This window comes from Paenibacillus sanfengchensis, from assembly GCF_036864765.1.
GTDB lineage: Bacteria > Bacillota > Bacilli > Paenibacillales > Paenibacillaceae > Fontibacillus > Fontibacillus sanfengchensis.
The window spans coordinates 151,742-173,071 of record NZ_JBAGJC010000001.1; the positions used below are offsets into that span (position 1 = coordinate 151,742).

21 protein-coding genes are annotated in these 21,330 nt (G+C 53.8%); 7 read left to right on the plus strand and 14 right to left on the minus strand.

Annotated elements, in window-relative coordinates; translation table 11 throughout:
* Positions 1-96 precede the first annotated feature (96 nt).
* The 3 genes from V4U84_RS00690 to hrpB all read right to left on the minus strand — a co-directional run bounded on the left by V4U84_RS00690 (position 97) and on the right by hrpB (position 4,405).
* On the minus strand, positions 97-849 hold the full coding sequence (locus tag V4U84_RS00690; RefSeq protein ID WP_334072874.1) for an MBL fold metallo-hydrolase: 753 nt from the start codon (positions 847-849) through the stop codon (positions 97-99).
* Between the two features lie 386 nt (positions 850-1,235).
* Positions 1,236-1,778 (minus strand): general stress protein, encoded by a 543-nt coding sequence (locus V4U84_RS00695; RefSeq protein WP_334072875.1) that lies wholly within the window; start codon positions 1,776-1,778, stop codon positions 1,236-1,238.
* Positions 1,779-1,849: 71 nt separating this feature from the next.
* Positions 1,850-4,405, minus strand: coding sequence for an ATP-dependent helicase HrpB (gene hrpB, locus V4U84_RS00700; protein ID WP_334072876.1), 2,556 nt, complete (start codon positions 4,403-4,405; stop codon positions 1,850-1,852).
* Between the two features lie 171 nt (positions 4,406-4,576).
* Here hrpB and V4U84_RS00705 point away from each other — a divergent pair, with 171 nt between their 5' ends.
* Both V4U84_RS00705 and gluQRS read left to right on the plus strand, forming a co-directional pair.
* On the plus strand, positions 4,577-5,911 hold the full coding sequence (locus tag V4U84_RS00705) for a hemolysin family protein (RefSeq protein WP_334072877.1): 1,335 nt from the start codon (positions 4,577-4,579) through the stop codon (positions 5,909-5,911).
* A 24-nt stretch (positions 5,912-5,935) separates the two neighbouring features.
* Positions 5,936-6,898: a tRNA glutamyl-Q(34) synthetase GluQRS gene (gluQRS, locus tag V4U84_RS00710; RefSeq protein ID WP_334072878.1), complete on the plus strand. Its 963-nt coding sequence runs from the start codon at positions 5,936-5,938 to the stop codon at positions 6,896-6,898.
* Positions 6,899-6,987: 89 nt separating this feature from the next.
* Here the strand turns inward: gluQRS and V4U84_RS00715 are convergent, their stop codons facing one another.
* The 5 genes from V4U84_RS00715 to V4U84_RS00735 form a co-directional block, all read right to left on the minus strand.
* Entirely contained in the window at positions 6,988-7,794 is an 807-nt protein-coding gene (locus V4U84_RS00715; protein ID WP_334072879.1) for an SDR family oxidoreductase, read from the minus strand.
* A gap of 90 nt (positions 7,795-7,884) precedes the next feature.
* Complete coding sequence (locus V4U84_RS00720; RefSeq protein ID WP_334072880.1) at positions 7,885-8,523, minus strand: ABC-2 transporter permease; 639 nt, start codon at positions 8,521-8,523, stop codon at positions 7,885-7,887.
* Positions 8,516-9,385 (minus strand): ABC transporter ATP-binding protein, encoded by an 870-nt coding sequence (locus tag V4U84_RS00725; RefSeq protein WP_334072881.1) that lies wholly within the window; start codon positions 9,383-9,385, stop codon positions 8,516-8,518. The genes V4U84_RS00720 and V4U84_RS00725 overlap by 8 nt, the downstream gene beginning before the upstream one ends.
* Positions 9,382-9,768 (minus strand): GntR family transcriptional regulator, encoded by a 387-nt coding sequence (locus tag V4U84_RS00730; RefSeq protein WP_334072882.1) that lies wholly within the window; start codon positions 9,766-9,768, stop codon positions 9,382-9,384. The genes V4U84_RS00725 and V4U84_RS00730 overlap by 4 nt, the downstream gene beginning before the upstream one ends.
* Before the next feature lie 119 nt (positions 9,769-9,887).
* Positions 9,888-10,736: a hypothetical protein gene (locus V4U84_RS00735; protein WP_334072883.1), complete on the minus strand. Its 849-nt coding sequence runs from the start codon at positions 10,734-10,736 to the stop codon at positions 9,888-9,890.
* 358 nt (positions 10,737-11,094) lie between these two features.
* On the opposite strand from V4U84_RS00735, the gene V4U84_RS00740 reads away from it, so the two are divergent.
* Positions 11,095-11,334, plus strand: coding sequence for a hypothetical protein (locus tag V4U84_RS00740; RefSeq protein WP_334072884.1), 240 nt, complete (start codon positions 11,095-11,097; stop codon positions 11,332-11,334).
* 309 nt (positions 11,335-11,643) lie between these two features.
* On the opposite strand, the gene V4U84_RS00745 is transcribed toward V4U84_RS00740, so the two are convergent.
* Positions 11,644-12,876, minus strand: a complete 1,233-nt coding sequence (locus V4U84_RS00745; RefSeq protein WP_334073367.1) for an MFS transporter — start codon at positions 12,874-12,876, stop codon at positions 11,644-11,646.
* 184 nt (positions 12,877-13,060) lie between these two features.
* On the opposite strand from V4U84_RS00745, the gene V4U84_RS00750 reads away from it, so the two are divergent.
* Complete coding sequence (locus V4U84_RS00750; RefSeq protein WP_334072885.1) at positions 13,061-13,855, plus strand: alpha/beta hydrolase; 795 nt, start codon at positions 13,061-13,063, stop codon at positions 13,853-13,855.
* Between the two features lie 18 nt (positions 13,856-13,873).
* Here V4U84_RS00750 and rsgA read toward each other — a convergent pair whose 3' ends face one another.
* The 3 genes from rsgA to V4U84_RS00765 form a co-directional block, all read right to left on the minus strand.
* On the minus strand, positions 13,874-15,004 hold the full coding sequence (gene rsgA, locus V4U84_RS00755) for a ribosome small subunit-dependent GTPase A (RefSeq protein ID WP_334072886.1): 1,131 nt from the start codon (positions 15,002-15,004) through the stop codon (positions 13,874-13,876).
* A gap of 368 nt (positions 15,005-15,372) precedes the next feature.
* Positions 15,373-16,077 (minus strand): HAD family hydrolase, encoded by a 705-nt coding sequence (locus V4U84_RS00760; RefSeq protein ID WP_334072887.1) that lies wholly within the window; start codon positions 16,075-16,077, stop codon positions 15,373-15,375.
* Positions 16,078-16,151: 74 nt separating this feature from the next.
* Positions 16,152-16,625, minus strand: a complete 474-nt coding sequence (locus V4U84_RS00765) for a DUF3939 domain-containing protein (protein WP_334072888.1) — start codon at positions 16,623-16,625, stop codon at positions 16,152-16,154.
* Positions 16,626-16,846: 221 nt separating this feature from the next.
* Here V4U84_RS00765 and V4U84_RS00770 point away from each other — a divergent pair, with 221 nt between their 5' ends.
* The gene (locus V4U84_RS00770; RefSeq protein ID WP_334072889.1) at positions 16,847-17,839 is read left to right on the plus strand and encodes a YpdA family putative bacillithiol disulfide reductase; all 993 of its coding nucleotides are present in this window, start codon (positions 16,847-16,849) and stop codon (positions 17,837-17,839) included.
* Between the two features lie 49 nt (positions 17,840-17,888).
* Positions 17,889-18,341, plus strand: a complete 453-nt coding sequence (locus tag V4U84_RS00775) for a DUF441 domain-containing protein (RefSeq protein WP_334072890.1) — start codon at positions 17,889-17,891, stop codon at positions 18,339-18,341.
* Positions 18,342-18,460: 119 nt separating this feature from the next.
* Here V4U84_RS00775 and V4U84_RS00780 read toward each other — a convergent pair whose 3' ends face one another.
* Positions 18,461-20,218 carry an ABC transporter ATP-binding protein gene (locus V4U84_RS00780; protein WP_334072891.1) on the minus strand — a complete coding sequence of 586 codons (1,758 nt, stop codon included), beginning with the start codon at positions 20,216-20,218 and terminating at the stop codon, positions 18,461-18,463.
* A gap of 234 nt (positions 20,219-20,452) precedes the next feature.
* Between V4U84_RS00780 and V4U84_RS00785 the strand changes: the two genes are divergently transcribed.
* Complete coding sequence (locus V4U84_RS00785; protein WP_334072892.1) at positions 20,453-20,968, plus strand: ADP-heptose synthase; 516 nt, start codon at positions 20,453-20,455, stop codon at positions 20,966-20,968.
* Between the two features lie 55 nt (positions 20,969-21,023).
* On the opposite strand, the gene V4U84_RS00790 is transcribed toward V4U84_RS00785, so the two are convergent.
* Entirely contained in the window at positions 21,024-21,317 is a 294-nt protein-coding gene (locus V4U84_RS00790; protein WP_334072893.1) for a HesB/YadR/YfhF family protein, read from the minus strand.
* Between the last annotated feature and the right edge of the window lie 13 nt (positions 21,318-21,330).

The window sequence follows — 21,330 nt, forward strand, 5'->3', positions numbered from 1 at the left end:
TATCACATCCTTGCCCAACGCCAATTCTTTAGTTCAACCTATATAAATCAAAAATCCAAATCAAATCTTGTAAGAGCCTGCAGTTAACTTCAACTGTTAAGAGGATGTTCTTCTTGCGACAAGTTCCTTAAGTTGCTTGTTTACATTGTGCCGGCTTACTCCACCGTGATAGCAAATCATCGTATCAATGTCGAAGTAGAGGAACTTCTCTAGAGAATGTAATGCGGTCTGCATATCCGGAGTTGACTCTGGATGAGGTCCATACAAAACTCCATCCACACTGAATACCGCGTCACCAGCCACCAATGTTTTACTTTCCTGAAAATAAAGACTGATATGGCCGGGTGTATGCCCAGGCGTAGAGATCACTCGAATTCCCCCACAATAAGGAAGTTCCTGATTATCGACCAATGTTTGTGTGACCTTTGCCTTCGGTCGATTATTCGTTAATTCTTCCAAGAAGCTTCTGCGTACTTCATCGGGAATGGCTTCCATCTGCCAAGCCATACTCTCGGCGTTTAATTTTAATAAAGGCAGAGTGCCTTCAATATAGGGCTTATCTGCTTCATGAGCATAAACTTCAATTTCTACTCCTTTTTCATGGATTAAATCTGGTAGTGTACCGATATGATCAATATCTTGATGTGTCAATATAATAACTTTAAGCCTGTTCAGAGGGATTCCGATCTCATTCATAGCAATCCTTATTTGCTCCAGGCTTCCTGGGGTGCCTGTATCAATCAGAATGGTAGTATCATCATCCCAAATCAAGGTTGGGTTTATCATGGCTGGGTTTCCAAAAGAATCAATTTGTATTTCGAGCATTTCCACACCATTACTGATTTTCATTTTTTCTATCTCCTCTCCAAGTTCCTCATAATAGAAAACGAAGGAGTAGTTTAAAAAGATACTCTACATTTATGTATAGTTTTTAAATCCCAGTTCATATTATGAGCTCAACCGGTTTTTACAGGTCGAACTCTTTTAAATTAAGGGGTTAAGTACAGGTAGCCGGCCGGGAAGCGGTTGGCGGAAGCGTTGTGGACATCATGACCCGGGATATTATGGCCCTGCTCCTTTTTGCCGCACTGTCCCTGATTTTAGGGTTAGATTTGAAGCGGCACGTAAACAAGGCGGCTGCCAAGTGAATTCGGAAGGCCAAATCCGGCCATTTGATCCACTGAGCACCGCCCCGCTTTAGTCATTTATGGAATATCGCATGGAAGCCAAAAAAATTACAAACGGCTGGAAGGGTCTTCGCGATACGGATCCGCCAAGCCGGAAGCATAGATATCGGAATTCAAGGACCGGTTGGTCCGGAACGTGTCGTAGACGCCTGTACTGCGGTCATCCTCATCGACCAGGACAAGAATCTTCCCTTCGTCGAGATAGCTTTCGTAGGTTTTGGCCTCATCTTCCGGGATGCCGAGGCCGATCAAACCGCCGGCCAGACCTCCGGCGCCGGCGCCGGCCGCCATGCCGGTCAATGCGGCCGCGATCGGTCCCGCCGCCACCACCGGACCGATGCCGGGAATCGCCAACGCTCCGATCCCCGCCAACAAGCCTGCGACACCGCCAAGCACACCGCCTGTCGTGGCCCCCACGGCCACCCCTTCCGGCGCTTTGCTTCCGGTCTCATCCTGAATCGCTTCGCTGTCCCGGCGATCGCGGGAAAGCACGGAGATTTCTTCCGCCGAAAACCCTTGCTGTTGTAAGGACTCGATCGCTGCCGTCGCTTCTCTTTCGTTTTCGAATACGCCAACTATTTTTTTGCTCATTGTGATCAGCCTCCTTATGTTCCTGGTTTCCATTTCATTACCCGAGGAACAGGGATTCTAACCACATGCGGCTATTTGCCGCCGCCTTCCGGTCTGACCCGCCGGGTCGCGATTGCCGCAAAGGGATCATCCGGCCAATAATGCTTCGGATACCGTCCCTTGAGATCCTTTTTGACGTCAAAGTAGGTCCCTTGCCAAAAGCTTCTCAAATCCGAGGTAACCTGTACGGGCCTGCTGGCGGGAGATAGAAGATGCAGGGTTATGGGCACTTTTCCGTAACCAATCCGCGGCGTCTCCATCAGGCCGAAGACCTCCTGCAGGCGAACGGCAACATAAGGAGCTTGCGGCCCTTCGTATTGAATCGGAATTTTTGATCCGCTCGGGACGACGAGATGTGTGGGAGCCTCTTGGTTCAATTCCTGCGTTCGCTGCCAGCCTAACCGGTTTTCCAATATGCCGGTTAGGGACAGGGCCTGAAGATCGGATTTTTTTCGGAAGCCGGCAACATACGGGGCAAACCAATCCTCAGCCTCCGCGGCAAGCGCTTCGTCCGAGACATCCGGCCAGCTTTCATCAAGTCGGCGAAGAAACAGGATTCTGGCCTGGATCTGCCGGGATTTGGCGTTCCACGGTAAAATCCGCGGCCCTTGTTCCGCTACCACGCGCAGGAGCGCCATGGCGATCATTTCGGATGAAGGCCGGGGATCCGGTAACTCCTTTAAAACGATGGCGCCGAAGAAATGGCGGATCCGGGCGCGTACCGCGCCGGCCGCGTCGTCCCATTCGGCTGTTCGCTCGACCCGAAGATCATCACCGTAATAGTCGGCCAGCCAGCTTTCTTCAAACGGGGCGGCCAACCGAATCCGGCCCTCGGTCCCTTCGTCGTCCACATCGGCAATCGCCAAAAACGCTTCTCCCGCCAAGCTCTGCGGCGGCCGGGTGAAAACAGCGCCCCTTCCGCTTCGCAGCAGGTAGCGTCCGTCCGTTCGGCGCATGGCGATCCGATCGGGGTAAGCGAAGGAAACGAGCAGCCCGCAATAGCCTCCGAAGTCCCGTTCCTCGCCGGGATTAGGGGTTCCGGCGAAGAAGGACGCCAGGAGGCGCTCCCACTGGCGGCTGATCGTCAGCAACCGCTCGAGATCCCCGCGGTCGGCCGCCTCGGCGCCGGTGGACGCGCCGCTTCCCCGCGGGCCGGTCTCTCCGGCCGCGGCCATGAACTCGGCGAGCCGGCTGCGCAGGTCGCCGCCGCTCCCGGAGGCCCGGTCCTTGAACAGACCGGGCTCCTCCAGCAACGCGGCCAGGCGGCAGGCGGCCCGCCCGAGGCCGAGCGGCTGCGCGCGCAGCAGCATATGCGCGAGCCGCGGGTGCAGGGCGAGCTCGGCCATGCGCCGGCCGTGGGCGGTGATGCGGCCGGCCTCGTCCAGCGCGCCGAGCTGCCGCAGCAGCCGGACCGCCTCCGCGTACGGCGCGGCCGGCGGCGGGTCGAGCCAGGCCAGCTCGGCCGGCGCAGCCGCGCCCCAGGCCGCCAGCTCCAGCGCCAGCGGCGTCAGATCCGCCTCCAGCATTTCCGGAGGCGTGCTCCCGGGCAGCGCCCGGTCCTCCGCCTCGCTCCACAGGCGGTAGCAAACCCCGGGTGCCGTGCGCCCCGCGCGGCCGCGCCGCTGATCGGCCGCGTCGCGGGCCGCGCGCACCGTGACGAGCCGGCTCATTCCGGTGCGCGGCGAGAACAACGAGGTCCGGCGCTGCCCGGTGTCGATGACGACCGTAATGCCGGACACGGTCAGGCTCGTCTCGGCGATCGACGTCGCCAGGACGACCTTGCGCTGCCCGGCCGGTGCCGGCTCGATCGCACGCTGCTGCTCCTCCTGCGGCAGCGCCCCGAACAGCGGGGCGACGATCACATTCCCCGGAACGCGCCCCGCCAGGGCCGATTGGACCCGGCGGATTTCCCGCGCGCCGGGCAGAAACACGAGCAGGCCGCCATCCCGCTCGGCCAGCGCCCGCTGCACCGTCCGCACTGCCGCCGCCTCCGGCGTTTCCTCCCGCGAACGGGCGGCAAACACCGTTTCCACCGGGTACATCCGTCCCCGGCTTCGCACCACCGGCGCGCCGCCGAGCAGCGCCGCCACCGGATCGCCGTCCAGCGTGGCGGACATGACGAGGACGCGCAAATCCTCGCGCAGCAGTTCCCGGCTCTGCAGCGCCAAGGCCAAGCCCAAGTCGGCATGAATGCTGCGCTCGTGGAATTCATCGAAGATCACGAGCCCTGTTCCGGCCAAAGCCGGATCGCGCTGCAGCATCCGGGTCAGAATCCCTTCCGTCACGACCGTGATCCGGGTCTGCGAAGAAGTGCGGGACTCCGTCCGGATCCGGTACCCTACCGTTTCACCCACGGCTTCGCCCAGTTGTTTCGCCATGTAGAAGGCGGCCGACCTCGCGGCCAGCCGCCGGGGCTCCAGCATCAAAATTTGCTGACTTTCGAGCCAGGGCTCCCGGAGAAGTTCCAACGGCGTCCTCGTCGTTTTCCCCGCTCCCGGTTCGGCCAGCAGGACCGCCGCCCCTTTGGTCCGCAATGCATTTTTCAAATCCGGAAGAACCTCATCTATAGGCATCGCTTGATTTCTCATCTTTCTCTCCTATCGGGTTACACTATAATCCAAGCCGTTTTTTTGCTTAACGTCCCTGCGTTGATTCAATTTTAACATACCCCTTCCTTGGAAGGCGTGTTTTGAAGCGGGGAACTCCCCTTAGTATAATAAAAAGGTTCTCTGAACATCTGGGAGGGTATCCGAACAATTATGAATCCGGACGGAACATGGGCCAATCTTTTGCTCATTCTTTTACTGGTGGCGCTGACTTCCTTTTTTGTCGTTACGGAATATTCCCTCCGCGGACTTCCTCCCGGCCGGGCCAGTTCCCTGGTCCGGGAGAACCGAAGATCCGCGGTTCCGCTCGCCCGGCTGATGGAACGGCCGCAGCAGGCGCTATCGGCCTGCCAATTGGGGGTGACCATGACTTCGCTGATCCTTGGCTGGCTGGCGCAGCCGCTGGCGAAAGCATGGCTCCATCCGCTCTTCCGGCTCTTCCCTCTACCGAACCGGCTGGAAAGTATTTTATCCTTTATTTTTGCCTTTCTCGTGATCACGTACCTGCATGTTGTGCTCGGCGAACTGGTCCCGCGGGTTCTCGCCGCCCAAAAGGGCGAAACCTTCGCTCTGGCTGCCTCGCGCCCATTGCTGTGGTTCACGGGTCTCATGTCCCCGTTGGTCTGGCTGCTTAACGCCTCTTCCGGCCGGATCGTCTCCCTGCTGGGGCTCAGAGGGGGGCCCGGGGATGGAGAGGCGCATTCCGAAGCGGAACTTCAAGCCCTGCTTAGCCAAAGTTTAAAGCACGGGGAAATCACCAGCCATGAATACCGCTATTTGAACCGGATCTTTGCTTTTGACGAACTCACTGCCAAGGACATCATGGTTCCCCGCACGGACATGGTCTGCCTGTACGTCCACAAAAGCCGGGAGGAAAACCTGGAGATCATTAAAACCGAACAATATACGCGCTTTCCGGTCATTCGGGAAAACAAGGACGACATCATCGGGGTCATCAATACGAAGCAGTTGTTCCTGACCCATGGCGATCAACCGGAGATGCCGCTCGCTTCTTTGGTTCGTCCCGTGATGACGGCTCCGGAAAATATCCCGCTGACCTCCCTCCTTTCCCGGATGCAGAAAGAACGCTCCCATATCGCCCTGCTGATCGATGAATACGGAGGCACCTCCGGCATGGTGACGATCGAGGATCTTTTGGAGGAGATCGTCGGGGATATCCGCGATGAATTTGATCTTGAGGAAGAGCAGGAAATAACCGTGCTGAACGAGAATCATCTCATCGTGGACGGCAAAGTGTCGATCGTCCGAATCAATGACCTGCTGTCCACGGAACTGGAAGATGAGGAAACCGACACGATCGGCGGCTGGGTGTACGGTCACGATATCGATATCGCGGAAGGCACCCGGCTTAACCATGGCGATTTTTCGTTCACGGTGCTCGAAAGCGAAGGCAGCCGGATTCGGAAGATCGAGATCGAAAAACGGGAGGAATCCGGAGAATTTAACGACGAATATAGCCATACCTAACGATTAGTTAAGGAAGTGAATGTTATGAAACGCGGGCGATTTGCCCCTACTCCCTCCGGCGAGATGCATCTGGGCAATGCCAAGATCGCCCTGCTGTCATGGCTGCAGATGCGCGCCGTACTGGGAGAGTTTGTCCTCCGCATCGAGGATATCGATACGCAGCGGTCCAGAGCCGACATCGCGGAGAGAATCCCGGAAGACCTTCGGTGGCTGGGCCTCGACTGGGATTTCGGACCGGCAGCCGATGACCGCCTGGGCCCGTATACGCAAAGCATGCGCTTGTCTTATTACGAAGACGCTTTGGCCCAGCTTGAACAAACCGGGAGGCTCTATCCCTGTTATTGCAGCAGGGCGGAATTATTGTCCATGGCCGGAGCGCCGCACGGTCTGGCTTCGGAAGGAGCCCCGTACGCGGGCACCTGCCGGAATCTTGACCCCGAGGAGCGGAAAGAACGCGAAAAACGCAAATCCCCTTCGCTGCGGTTTGCCATTGGAGAGGATCCGATCCGCTTTGACGACGGCATCGCCGGTCCCCAATCGTTTCCGCCCGGCAGCGGCGGCGATTTTGTCGTCCGGCGTGCGGACGGGCTGTTCTCTTATCAGTTGGCCGTTACCGTCGACGATGCATTGATGGGGATTACCGATGTGCTTCGGGGCGGGGACCTGCTGGATTCTACGCCGCGGCAACTGGAACTTTACCTCGCTCTCGGCTGCGCTCCACCGGATTTTTCGCATGCCCCCCTCCTGCTCGGCGAAGACGGCCGGCGGCTGGCCAAACGGCATGGAGATTTAAGCCTGGCTTCCCTGCGGGCAGCGGGAAAACAGCCGGAGGCGATCATCGGGTGGCTCGCCAAGACCAGCGGATTGATCGACCGGTATGAGCCGGTTGCCGCCAAAGAACTGATTAGGAGTTTCTCTCTGGACCGGATCGCAAAGCAGCCCTATTACTTAAGTAAAAAAGATTTCGATTTTTTTATTTCGACCTAATTCCTTATTTTCCACAGCCCCACTCAAAAATAAAAAGAAGTGTGATCGCCGGGGAAACAAACCGCGGCAACTCACACTTCTTTTTTGCATTAGAGCAAGGATTCGGCACCGTCGATCACAATCCGCGCGCCCGTGACATGAACGGAATCGTCCGAGGCCAAGAACGCCACCAAATCTGCGACATTCTCCGGTTGTCCGGGCCCGTCCGCCAGCGGCTGGGCCCCTTCCGGATATTCCACCGGGATGATGATCTCCTCCAGTTCCCCGCTGACTTCCGTCGAGGAATCGATGTTGGTGGCGATGGCTCCGGGACAAATCGCGTTGACTCTAATTTTGAATTTGGCCAGTTCCAGCGCGGTCATCTTCGTGAAAGCCACCTGGCCGGCTTTGGTCGTGCTGTAGGCCGACATACCAAAGCCGGAAAACCGGTCGTTTCCGTTGATGGAGCTGGTGATAATAATGCTGCCGCCCCCCCGTTTCTTCAAGTGAGGAACAGTATATTTTACGGTCAGAAATGTCCCGTTGAGATTGACTTTCAGCGTTTTTTCCCAATCGTCCAGCGTCATCTCATCAACAGGAGCCAGCACGCCGTTGATGCCGGCGTTCGCGAATACGATATCTATGCCGCCGAAGACTTTGGCAACTTCGTCCACCGCCTTCTCCATCCGCTCGGGATCCGAAACATCGACATCAAAGGATCGGGAAATCCCTCGATAAATATTGTTAATTTGGTGCTCCGTGCTTTTCGTGCGTTCATTCATCAGATCAAAGAGCGCGACTTTGGCCCCTTCCTTTGCCAGCCTGATCGCCGCCGCTTTGCCTATGCCGGAGCCCGCCCCGGTAACGATCGCCGTCTTCCCTTGAAATCGCTGGCGGTTGTAGTGATTTTCAGCCATATGACACACGCTCCTATTCATGGGTTAAGGACCTGGTAAGTACCTGTCTCAAGATTACCCAAAAAGAGGGGCGTTTTAATCACTTTCTAATTACAAATCCCGTTTGACGAAGATGGCTCGGGAGATGAAATATGAAACGATCCCCGCCAGCGCCAGTACGCCAACCGCAAATACCCCGCTGGCCACGGGATGCCCCGAGAACCAATTTATGACGAATGCCATATCGCTGCTGTTCAATAAACTCGCAATCACACCGTTGCCGCCCAAAATGATGACCATCATAGCCACGTTCAGATATTGAGCTCCTTTGATCCCGAGCCAGAAGTAAAGAGGCAAATAGACGGACAGAAACAGGATCATGGAAACCAATGTACCGAGGACAAGGACTTTATCGATTTGAAAAGCTCCATAATGAACCTGATCCGCGGCTCCGCTGATCAGCACGCACAATACGATGGACACGACCAGCAGCACCAGGGAAGATACATATTTCGATAAGACCAGATACCCTCGTTGTACCGGCAAACTGACCAGAAATTGCTGGTTGGTTTGCCGCATATCCGAACCGATCGCCAGAATCATCACCATACCGGGCAAGATGCCGTAGATCAGCGTAGAGTTGCTATTTTGAATAAATCCCGAAAAAATGACCGCATAGATCAACAGGAGCCACAAGTAACGGCGGACAAGCAGAAGATCTTTTCGTACGAGGCAAATTAGTTTAGGCACGCAGTTTTCCTCCTTTGGCGGTAAAATACATAATGTCCTCAAGGGTAGGCTGCTGATAAAGCACCTTGTCTCCGAACAATTCCGTCGCTTTGGCCCGATTCGGCGAGAGCCCTTCAAACCCGAAACTCGTTTCGCGGAGCCCCAAAAGTTCGCGGCGAATGTCCTGGTCCAGCAGTTCCCCTCCTCCCTTAATGATCACATATCTTTCCAGTACATCCTCCTTATTATCGGTAAACACGATTCGCCCCTGATGAATAAACGTCACGAAATCCGCCACCCTGTCCAGATCCGTCGTCAAATGCGTCGAGAACAGCACCGTATTGGCTTCCTCCAAAATGTATTCCGCCAACAGATCAAGCAGTTCCCGCCGAAAGACCGGGTCCAGCCCGGCCGTAGGCTCATCCATGATCAGAAGGGAGGGGTGATGAGCCAAGGCAATGGCGATCGAGTACTTCGTTTTCATCCCCTTCGAGCAATCTTTGATTTTTTTACGCGAAGGGAGCTCAAACATCTCCATGTACTTCCGATAGACTTCCTCATTCCAGTTAGGATAGAAAGGAGCGATAATCCGTTTCATTTCTTCCAGTGACAAGTAGTCGTAATAGATATTTTCATCCGAAATATAACCGATCTCCTGCTTGTATTCCCCCGCCGCAGAGCCCGCGCTTTGACCAAACACGTCAATTTTCCCCGCGTTAGGAACGACCATCCCCATGATCGCCTTGATTATGGTACTTTTCCCGGCGCCGTTCGGGCCGATCAGCCCGGTGATGTACCCCTTCGGTACCGAGAAAGAAACATCCGTCAGCTTGTAAAAAGACCCGTAGTTTTTCGATAATCCTTGCACATCGACCGCATTCATTCCTCATGACCTCCATCGTGATCCAACATCTTGATCCAATCGATCAATTCATCTACACTAACCGGGATATTCCGACATTCCGTGAGCAGCTCTCTAATTTTCTCCTCCACCATGCGCATCCTCTGTTCCCGGATAAATTCCTGGTTCCCCCCGGATACAAAAGAGCCTTTACCCACGACCGAATCGATCAGTCCCTCCTGCTCCAATTCGTTATATGCCCGTTTCGTGGTAATAACGCTGATCTGAAGCTCCTTCGCCAGTTGGCGTATGGAAGGCAATGGAGTACCGGCGGGGAGTTCTCCTTGTAAAATGCTCCCCCGGATTTGCCTTACAATCTGCATATAAATCGGCTCCCCCGATGAAGGGGACAGCAAAATTTTCATAATTCACCTTCCTTTTTGCCCAATCCCTGTCGCTAATGTATATATACAATATACACAATGTATACGATAAGTTCAATAGATAAGCAAAAAAAATAAGCTCCGATCGCGGAGCTTACTGCTCAATTCGTATTCTGTTTAACGGCTGCCAAAGCTTCTTTGGGATGCTCAAACCAGTGCCGCATCATATCCTGAAACGCTTCATTCGGCGTTGGCGTGGCAATCAGCCAATCCTCCTCTTTCCTGGTGCTGCTGCGAATCAGCCAATTCATATGGTGATTGTTAATAAACTGGGCGCTTTGGCTCTCCCATCCGTCCGTTCCTCGGGTATATAATCGCAAGCTTCCGTGCGCTACCCGGGTTTTCATACATTTTGCCAGGGCTATGATTCCTTCTTGATCATCGGATACTTTGGCCAGCCGGGACATAATTTCGTTTAACCCCATCTCGTCCAGACGGACAAGAATCTCCTTAAAGTTGCGCTTAGAAAGCAGTAATGCGGGGATGTCCCCCAAGTTGTGCGTGTTCCACTTCATTTTCCCGGCAAGAATGCCGCAAGCCTGGTAGAGACAGCCAAACTCATCGATGCGATGCAAGGCCGGATTCTCGTGCAGGCGCTCCAAAGACACTACCCGTTCCTCGGTGATGTGCAAAAATTGCTCATGCACCCTGTTTTCGGCATAATATTTCACCCAGCAAGCTTTATCCGCGTCGAAGGCAGCCGACAAGCTGGACAGCAGAGGTTCCGCAACGGCAGTTGCTTCGCAATCCGCGGCTGCGTTAAGGACCCCTTTTGACTTTAACGAATATTCCGCTTTATTCCAGCCTTCGTTCTCTCCGCTCCGCAAATATCCAATCAGTGGATTGTCCATGTCAAGCAGGCTCTTCGCTCCCAGCATATCGGCCAAATAAAATATTTCATTCGCTTCCAGCGTCCAGGCGCTTTGATGTAATGTGTCAGCCAAGAACATTCGCTTACCTCCTCCATGCATGGATTTATCTCCGTTTCTCTCTGTATATTTTCGACTTATCCCGTTGATATAAAGGTTTGTTGTAATCATACCACTCTTCAAACGCGAAGACGGTTTGTAAAAAATGGTAATCTAATACCATCTACCCAAAAAATAATGAGGTGAATCAGTTTTTTTTTCGATTTGAAACTTATTTCCTCATAAAATCGTAGATAAAATAGAAAAGCAGAATGACAATGAAACCCTGTCATTCTGCGTGTTACAAATCCTTAATTGAATTATAATGTTATCTTAATCTATTTTTAAGCTAAGTACATTAGAATGGCATTATGAGACCACTGTATAGAGGTGATTAACTATGAGAATTATCATTACTTTCCAAAACAATCAAGTTCCCGTATATTTCAACACCGATACCAAACAACCGGTTCAGCGTACCCTGAAATTGCTGACCAGCGCGCTGGAGAACAAATTCCGCAACGGTAAACAAGCCTTGAAGAAATGTTTGAACTCCTTGATCAGCATTGAAATCGAAGGCTCGGAGGCGATCCTGCACAGCAAGAGCGAATTTGATTCATTGGCGCTTTCGCTCTATTAATAACGCTTCCCTGCTCGTTAAACCAGCAAATTTCGCATCGCCTAAATAGAGAGGCCATGACGACGGTTATAAAACTGACGTCATGGCCTCTTCTTCGTTCATAGCCTTTTGAATCCGAATCAATAAAAGTCTGAGCAGGTTTTGCCGCATGGGTTCATAGGTACAGGTTTGAATCTTTTTAATGATAAACCGGTCTATCGCCATAATCCCCTACCTCCACGAGGTCATTTGAAAGGCGCGCAGGAACTTTTTTCCTGTCGGCCTTTCTTACTTCTAAATAAACCACTTTCGGGAGGATTAAACTCACCTTTAACCCCGGTCTGACAAGGTTTCCACAGGTTCGACAGAAGTTCCCTTATTTCTCGATAATCGCCCCCGACTCGCGAGCATATAGGCGGCTACACCGGCCAAAAGCACTCCATTCAGCACAAACACGACCGGAATGGCCACCCAACCCGCCATCGCTCCTCCGGCGATCGGACCCGCCATATTCCCCAGTTGGCTGGACGATTGGTTCAAACTGAAGGCCCTGCCCCGGAACTCGGGGTCCGTTGCCTTGACGATCAGCGCGTTAAGCGCCGGAAAAACAGCCGCAAAGAACAAACCGTAGATAAATCGCAAAATTCCGAAGCCCGCAAGGTTATGGAAAAACAATTGCAGCATATTGCCGAGCGCTCCGCCGAGCAGACCGATCAGCAGGGTGTTCTGGTAACCGATTTTTTCCCCGATCTTCCCCCAAACCGGTGCCGCCAGCACGGTGGCGATTCCCACCGCCGAGAAAATAATGCCGGAACTCAATGAAGCGTCCGACTCGGTAGCCCCCAAATCGAGCACATACAGGGACAACAACGGTTCGAGAACCATGACGGAGGCCGTAACGATCATCACGATGCCCAGGTAACGCATAAAAGGCCCGTTGGCCTTCGCCTGCTTCAGATCGTCCAGAACATGGGACCGCTCCTTGGTGCGGTCAAAGTTCTGTTCCTTGACGAAGATGAGTGCGATCATCGCGGAGATAAACACCACGGCCCCGGCCATCAAGAAAGACTCCCGATACCCGAAAAACTTGCTGACAACGCCGCCGATCATAGGGCCGATAATGCCGCCCGCCGCACCTGCCGTCGACATGATACCCAGGGAGAAGCCGACACGCTTCTCCGGCGTATTCGTCGCAACAAGCGCGATGGCCGCGGGTACATAACCGGCCAGAAGCCCCGATAAAATCCGAACGACGATCAACTGAAGCGGCGTCTGAACCAGCGAGTTTAGAATATAAACGGCGCAAAGCGCAAAGCCCGACCGCAAGAGCATCGGTTTGCGGCCGTATTTATCGGCCAGCGAGCCCCAGTAAGGCGAAATCAATGCGCCGGCCAAAAATGTAATGCCGAACGCGAAGCCCGACCAAAGCGCTACATTCTTGGTCACGCCGAGGTCATGGGCCAAAAAAAGAGACATGAACGGAATGGCCATCGAATAGGCCGTACTGCAAAAAAAGACACCTAACCACAACACGTATAAATTTCGTTTCCAGGGAAATTCCAAATGTTCCACCCCCACCCAGCATCGTTTTTTCCCCGAATGGACAGCTATTGTTTTATTGTACCACTTTACGGGAAATCGCGATGAAACATCTGCCCCTGGCATACCAAAACACGATATACTGTACATAGTGTTTCCTGGTTACGCTTTCAGACTTCAACTTAAATTAGGAAAGGGAGTTTTCATCATGGCTCTTCTGCAATGCCGTTTCTTTTCTGAAGTGCTTGGGCTCAGCACTTCTATGACCGTCATTTTGCCCCAGTCCGCCCCTTCACAAATCGGCATGCCCGGGACCGCCCGGTCCGGCCCCTATCCAACCCTCTATTTGCTGCACGGCATGTCTGACGATGATACGATTTGGCTGCGGAGAACCTCGATCGAGCGCTATGTCGCCGACCTCGGTCTCGCCGTGGTTATGCCTCAGGCGGACCTTAGCTTTTATACCGATATGGCGCAGGGGAACCGGTATTGGACGTTCATCAGCGAAGAACTGCCTAGCATTTGCCGCTCGTTCTTCCCTTTATCCGACCGCAGGGAGGATAATTTCGTCGCCGGCTTGTCTATGGGCGGCTACGGCGCGTTTAAGCTGGCGCTGCGCAAGCCGGAGATGTTCGCCGCGGCGGCGAGCCTGTCGGGTGCCCTGGACATTCACCATGATTTTATCGATCATGTCCACGGTCCCCGGGAACTCAGTGCATTATTCCGGCGGATCTTCGGTGAGCAAGGGCCGCTCGGTTCCGAGAATGATTTGCTCGCATTGCTGCGGCAGTATCAGGAAAGCGGATCGCAGGATCAGGCGCCGCGTCTGTATCAATGCTGCGGAACCGAAGATTTCTTGTACCAGGACAATCTCGTTTTTCGGGATACCTGTCTTCAAGCCGGCTTGACATTGACTTACGAAGAAGGTCCGGGGGATCATGATTGGGCTTACTGGGACGCTAAAATTCAAGACGTTTTGGAGTGGCTTCCACTAAAAAGATAAAGGATTAGCCTCGGATGGCTAATCCATGTCCAGGGTCAGACGCCTCCGCTGCTCGCCTTTGCCGCGGCGGGCGTCTTTTTTTCCTTTGCTCTTGCGGTCGTTTCGCTGCCGTATCTGTTCTTTGGACGCCTGGAATTTCAGTTCCCGTTCCGTTTTGCGGTAATTCTCCAGCCTCTTCGGATCCAGTTCCCCGCGGTTTACCGCCGCTTTTACCGCACAGCCTTCTTCCCGCTCATGACGGCAATCGCCAAACCGGCACTTTCGGCCGAGCTCTTCGATGTCGGTAAACGCTTCGGACCACCCGCCGCCGTCCTCCCAAAGCCCGAGTTCGCGCATTCCGGGCGTATCGATCATCACCGCGCCTTGCGGCAGGATAAACAGCTCCCGGTGCGTGGTTGTATGGCGGCCGCGGCTATCGCTCTCGCGAATTCCCTGCGTAAGCTGAATTTCCTTGCCCGCCAGCCAATTGAGAATCGTCGATTTGCCCGCCCCCGAGGAACCCGTTAGCGCCACGGTCATCCCCGGCCGAAGCAGGGCCTCCAGTTCCTCCCGGCCCTGGTCCTCCTTGGCGCTGACCGCGATGACCGGGACGCCGGGAGCAATGCTCTCCGTTTCCCGGACGTGGTGCCCGGGATCTTCGCAAAGGTCGGCCTTGCTGAGCAGAATGACCGGATTCGCCCCGCTGTTCCATGCCATAACGAGGTAGCGCTCCAGCCGCCGCAAATTAAAATCGAAGTTTAAGGCGGCCACCAGCAGCAATACATCCACATTCGCCGCGATCATTTGTTCCGTCGGCACCGAGCCGGCCGCCCGGCGGGAAATCCGGCTCGCCCTGGGCAATATGCCGTGGATGATACCTTCGTTTTGCTCCTCCGCCATAAATCGCACCGCAATCCAATCGCCTACAGCCGGATAGGCGCTTCGGTCACCGAGTTCATGTTGGATCCGGCCCGACAGCTCCGCCCAGCCTTCTCCACGCTTTGTCACAATCCGGTATTTATGACCGTAATCGGCAATCACCCGTCCCGGGTGCACGTCCTCCAGCTCCAGCCCGTCAAAAGCCGTTTGCCAATCGGAGTTCCAGCCAAAGGCGGAGAGACCCGTTTTTTCATTTTCATCATATACGTCTTGATTCGTTGTCAACGTCAAATTTGAATTCCTCCATTTGGTAAATTTCAACAAAATTCCTTTCTGGGGTAAAAAAAGACGCAAGGCATCAGCCTGCGTCTTAATAACCTTTTACGCCCACAGTAAATAACACTCACGGGACGAAAAAAACCGCAGGACCTTTACGGTCCCACGGCAATATTCCTTCATTCAAGACGAATCATCACTCCATTATTGACATGAATGGAATGTGTGTGCCTTAAATAAACAAAGCCCGATCGGAGACCGTAAACTTATGTTGAGCAGCGAAAGAAACATTTCCGTATACTTCGTACATAATTACCAGCCTCCTTCAAAAGATTTGTTTACATCATAGGGTATCAGGCAACATTTGTCAACCCGGGATGAGACTATTTTACGATACAGTCCGAAGCGAACTCCCTGAGGCAGGACTCGACCTCGTTCAGTTCCCTTATGGTCCGCCATGGCTTGCCGCCTTCCAGATGGTCAGGCCAGGCGTGTTTGCGCAACAGCCAAATTCCGCGGATACCGACCTGCGCAGCCCCCCATATATCGTTAACGGGGTGGTCACCGATGATAAGGGTCTCCTCGCTCTTGGTGCCGAGGCGCTCGAGCGCGATGCGGTAAATCCGTTCATCCGGCTTCTTGATGCCGAGATCACCGGAAACGACAATCTCATCAAAATGTCCCCGCAGCGCAAGGCGGTCGATTTTGCCATACTGCAAATGGCTGAAGCCGTTGGTGATGATCCCCAGCTTCAAGCCGAGCGATTTACATGCCGCCAGCGCTTCTTCCGCATGATTCATAATCCGCGCGTGAGACATATAATTTCGGTCATAGTACGCTTTTAGTTCGGTCAGATCCGGTTTGGAAGCCCAGGGCAATCGGTCGATCAGTTCCCGAAAAAAGCCTTCCTTCGGCCGATAACCGTCCGCATCGCTCTCAATCATATATTCGATGATGGATTTCTGCTCCTCCGGTCCGGCAACCCGCAAGCACTCACGGACAAGCTGCTCGGCGAATCGCCGAAAGGTCCAGTCCCGATCCATTAACGTGTTGTCCAAATCAAACAAAACCGCTTTTATCCGTTCCATAATTCTCCCCCGTTCTCATCTATCTCCCATATCTATTGTATAGGAGCTGTCAATGACGAGGACGGGGGCACGAGTCACATCACATGTTTCTGCCGATGGGTGAGAAGCATTTCCTGATCCGTAATATAGAGGGGAAACGGCGGGATTTCTTTCAGATAGCGCTCTCTGATGAGAAGCCGGAAATCTACCTGATCCGGTTGGTTTGGTCCCAGCACGGGCAGCTTGCCGGTCTGTTCCACATAATGATCCACCGCCACCTGCACCATATCCAAGTAATAAGGAATCTCACGGTCGGCTTCTGCAAAAATTTCATACGTTTCCCGGGATAAATAAAACTTCTGTTCACTGGACCCGCCCATATAGCGGGCCAATCGTTTCAAATCCAAACTTCCGTCAGGCAGGACAAGCGTTTTGCGGTTGATGCCGTCAGGCATTTCGGCTTCGTATTGCAGCACCGCCTTCTTAACCTCTTCCAGCGAGACCTGCACGGAAGAAGGGACATGGGCAGCCTGGCGTTGCTTGCGGAGATTTTTCAACCATAACAGCATGAGCATAACCTCCCAACTTCATAGTCGGTTAACAGGAAGCGCTTACAATATTATTATATCTTTATTCTCGGATTTTGAACGCGATTCCGACCATATTTCATACTTTCGTCATAATCGGGACATGCCCGGCTCACCTGCCTGTCTCTGGATATTCTTTTCTTTTTGCGGTAGGATGAATAATGTTCAGTACAGGTAACCCCAAAAAATTTAGGAGGACTCTCATGCAAGACGTTATCATCATCGGAGCGGGTCCTTGCGGACTGTCCGCAGCCATCGAATGCCAGCGGCGCGGTTTACATACGCTCATTATCGAAAAAAATTGCCTCGTTCACTCCATTTATTCCTACCCTACGTATATGCAATTCTTCAGCACGCCGGAGATGCTCGAAATCGGCGACATTCCTTTTGTCTCGCCGAACGAGAAGCCCTACCGTCATGAAGCGCTCGCCTACTACCGCAGAGTTAGCGCCCATTATGGCGTCCAGATCGCTTCCTATGAAGAAGCTACTCGCATTGAACGAAAGGCGGACGGAACCTTCATCGTGCATTCCGTCACGCGCAGCGGGGAAAAATGGGAGTACCCGGCGCGCTACGTCGTAATCTCTACGGGATATTTTGACCATCCCAATATGTTGGGAATTCCCGGGGAAGAAACGGATAAAGTCTCCCACTATTTTCAGGAAGCCCACCCGTACGCGGGGATGAAGGTCACCGTGATCGGCGGCAGCAATTCCGCTGTAGACGCCGCGATGGAGCTTGTTCGCGTCGATGCGGAAGTTACCGTGGTATACCGCGGCGAGGCTATGTCCGAGTCGGTCAAGCCCTGGGTGAAACCGGTTTTCGAGAGCATGGTGAATAAAGGAAAAATCAAGCTTCTGCTGGAATCCAGAGTGATCCAGATCAAAGAAAAAGAAATTGTGGTCGAGTCCGTGAACGATGCGAAGACAAGCTCCGTGCCGAACGATTTCGTGCTCGCCCTCACCGGGTTCCGGCCGGACCGCAAGCTGATGCTCGAGGCCGGCGTAGAGATGTCCGGGGAGATGGAGAAGCCGGTGTTCAACCCGGAGACGATGGAAACGAACGTGCCCGGCATTTACGTCGCAGGCGTCATCGCCTCCGGCCGTAACGCCAACGAGGTATTCATCGAAAGCGGCCGCGGACATGGCCGGCTGATCGCGGAGCATATTTCCGAACTGCTGAAAGAACTCGCCTAATTTTGAAAAAGCGGTAGTTCCAGCCGAAACAAGGAGTTTAATTTAACCCATGAACCAATTCGATACGATATCTCTGGTCCTGCTCTTCCTGGCGGCACTCGGGATTTTCAGCAGCAACATGCCGATTACCGTCGCCATGATCGTACTGCTGCTCATCCGCGTCCTGCATTTGCACTTCGCTTTTCCCTGGCTGGAAAAATACGGCCTGACCGTCGGGATCATTATTCTGACGATCGGCGTTATGACGCCGCTGGCCAGCGGCAAGCTTACGCTGCAAACCCTATGGGCCTCCTTCCTTCACTGGAAGTCCCTGCTTGCTATCGCCGTGGGGATGCTGGTCGCCTGGCTCGGCGGCCGCGGGGCGACGCTGATGGGCAACCAGCCGACCGTGGTCGCCGGTCTGCTGATCGGCACCGTGCTCGGCGTCGCCCTGTTCCGCGGCGTACCCGTCGGCCCCCTGATCGCGGCCGGTATTCTGTCTCTATTTATCGGAAAGCTGTGACCGTAAAGCCAATCTGACGATTTATGCACAAAGAGGTTTCCCTCCCGCGCTGCGGAAAGGGAAACCTCTTTTTTGGGATCGAATCAAGGAGGAGGTGTGGATAACGGGAAAACCTCCCGTTAATGTACAGGGTTCAGATTTTGAATATTATATAATTGCGCGTAAACCCCGTCCTCTTTGGCCATTAATTCCTCATGCGTGCCGCGTTCGGCCACCGAGCCGTTCTTCATCACGATAATCATGTCGGCATGGGTAATCGTGGACAGCCGGTGGGCGACGATGAGCGTCGTCCGGCTTTGCGAAAGGTCCTGCAAAGACTGCTGGATCAGGTGCTCCGATTCGAGATCCAGCGCCGACGTCGCTTCGTCCAGAATAAGAATCGGCGGGTCTTTCAAGAACACGCGGGCGATGGCGATCCGCTGCTTTTGCCCGCCGGAAAGTTTCACCCCCCGCTCCCCGACCTCGGTGTCATACCCCTGCGGCAGCTCCATGATGAAATCATGCGCGTTCGCCGCCCTCGCCGCGGCGATAACCGCTTCATCATCGGCATCAGGGTCCCCCAATTTGATGTTGTCGCGGACACTGCCGCTAAACAGGAAGTTGTCCTGCAGCACCATGCCGATCCGGCTGCGCAGGCTCTCCATCGTCCAGTCGCGCACATCCTTCCCGCCGACCGCGATCATCCCTTTCTGAACATCATAGAAACGGGGGATCAGCCCCACCAGCGAGGACTTCCCGCCTCCGCTCATGCCGACGAACGCGACCGTTTGGCCGGGGTGCACCTGCAGTGAAATATTTTTCAGCACCCAATTCCCTTCCTCCTGGTATTTAAACCACACGTTGCGAAAGCCGATCCCGTGCATCCCGCCCGGCATGATTTCCGCATCCTTCCGGTCGGTCATATCGTACGGTTCCTCAAACAGTTCGAGCACCCGCTCCCACGAGGCCGAAGCCTGCGTCAGCACGGTGGACGAATTAATCAGCCGCTTGAGCGGTGCGTAAAGCCTGTCCAGATATCCAAAAAAGGCGACGAAGGTGCCGAGGGTCAGATGGTGCTGAATGACTTGATAACCGCCATACCCGATGACAAGCAGCGGGGCGATATCCGTCAGGGTGTTGATCACGGCGAACGTCCAGGCGTTCCAGCGGCTGTGGGCCATCGCTTTTTTCAAATACGTACCGTTGATGCCTTCAAATTGGCGGGCCTCATGCCGCTCCAGGGCAAAGCTGCGGATAACGGAGATGCCCTGAATGCGCTCATGCAAATAAGCCTGGATGCCGGCGAGCGCGGCCGAGCGGTCCTTTGTGAGCTTCTTCAGCCGTTTGTAGAGCACTTTCACCGCGATGGCATAAAGCGGAAAGATCGCAATCGCCACCAGCGTAAGGAGCGGATTTAAAAAGAACATAAAGCCCAGGACAAAAATCAGCGTAAACAGATCCAGCCAGATGTTCATCATCCCGACTTCCACGATATTCTTCGTCTGTTCGGCATCGTTGATAAACCGCGAAATCACCTCGCCGACTTTCGTATTCTGGTAATACCTTAGCGATAACCGCTGGAGGTGCCCATACAATTTGTTGCGAAGATCATACAAAATCCGCGCCGTGATCAGTTGGGCAAAATACTGCCTGGCGTATTCCACCGGACCGCGGACAATAACAAACAAAAATAATGTACCGCCGAGCACGATCAACAGCCGGTCCACCTTTTGGCCGAAATCGGCCGCCGTGTTTAGCAGAATGTCGTCTACCACGTATTTTTGCACGAGCGGCAGCAAAGACGGAATGCCGAACTTTAAAATCCCGATGATCAACGTTAGAACGATCCATTTCGCATAAGGCCTAACAAACCTAAAATAAGCTTTCCAATGCTTCAACTTGGCTGCACATCCCTCTTCTTCTTTATTAAAAACCAAGGTCCGGCGACCCTCTGAACGACGGGACAGACGCTTGTTTTTAGCGTAACGCTGTATTTGTAACCCCATTAATGATATACTCCATATTAACATGTCACTGCCTGTCACTGCGGAATAAAGTTGCCCAAGCAAAATCTGGAGGCAGTGTTACCGAACGCAGGCACGAATAGCAACAGCCGCTTTAGGAGGATAACCATGTCACGTCGATTTGTGATTGAAGCCGTGATGGTGGCAATTTACGGTGAATTATTGGTGCCATCCGCACCTGTGGAATATATCGTCCCTTACACCACCGTCATGGAGCTCTATGAATTTCAGAAAAGCCCGGAACCGCTGATGAATGATCCGCTGGATGACAACCATGTCAAACGTAAAATCGGTGAATTGATCGCTTACCTTGAGGAACCGCTCAACCGGAAAAAGCTTGAGCGCGCCCTGACGGTTCCCTGGTCCAAAAGTCCGGCCATTTTGTTCGGCGACCATGTTTCCTGGACCGTCGTCAATGCCGTGGACAACGAGCAGTATGGGGAACTGCTCGATCCGATCGAAACGGAAATCGTGCTTGCCGCCCAGCGTGAGAATGCGCCGATTCTGACGGACCAGCTGGAGCTGATCCGCCGGATTCTTGAAGCCGAAGCCCCGGTGCAAATTTACGATATCGGCGATTTCGAATTTGCGATGGAGGACAATATCTTTTTTAATCAAAACTGATGCAAAAGCACGGAACTACAGATCCAAGGTCTGTAATCCCGTGCTTTTTTGAATTCTATACCAAAGGTTCATACAGGTAATCGATATCGTCTTCCGCCGCATTATAGGTCACTTTTAGCCGATAGCCTTCCAGGTACCACTTATCCTGTTCCTCCATAAAGAAGGTAATGCCTTCTTCTTTGGCGGAAATGCCCGGCGACACGGGTATGTCCGACTGGATGCCGAGGGAGAAACCCGGATGGATTTGTCCTCCCGCACTATACCGGGCAAACAAACGAATCGCTTCCCCCTCCTGCAGCCCCAGCTCCTTTTTGAACCAAAGGGCGGCTTCTTTCGTTATTTCGATCATATGCATCCCCTCC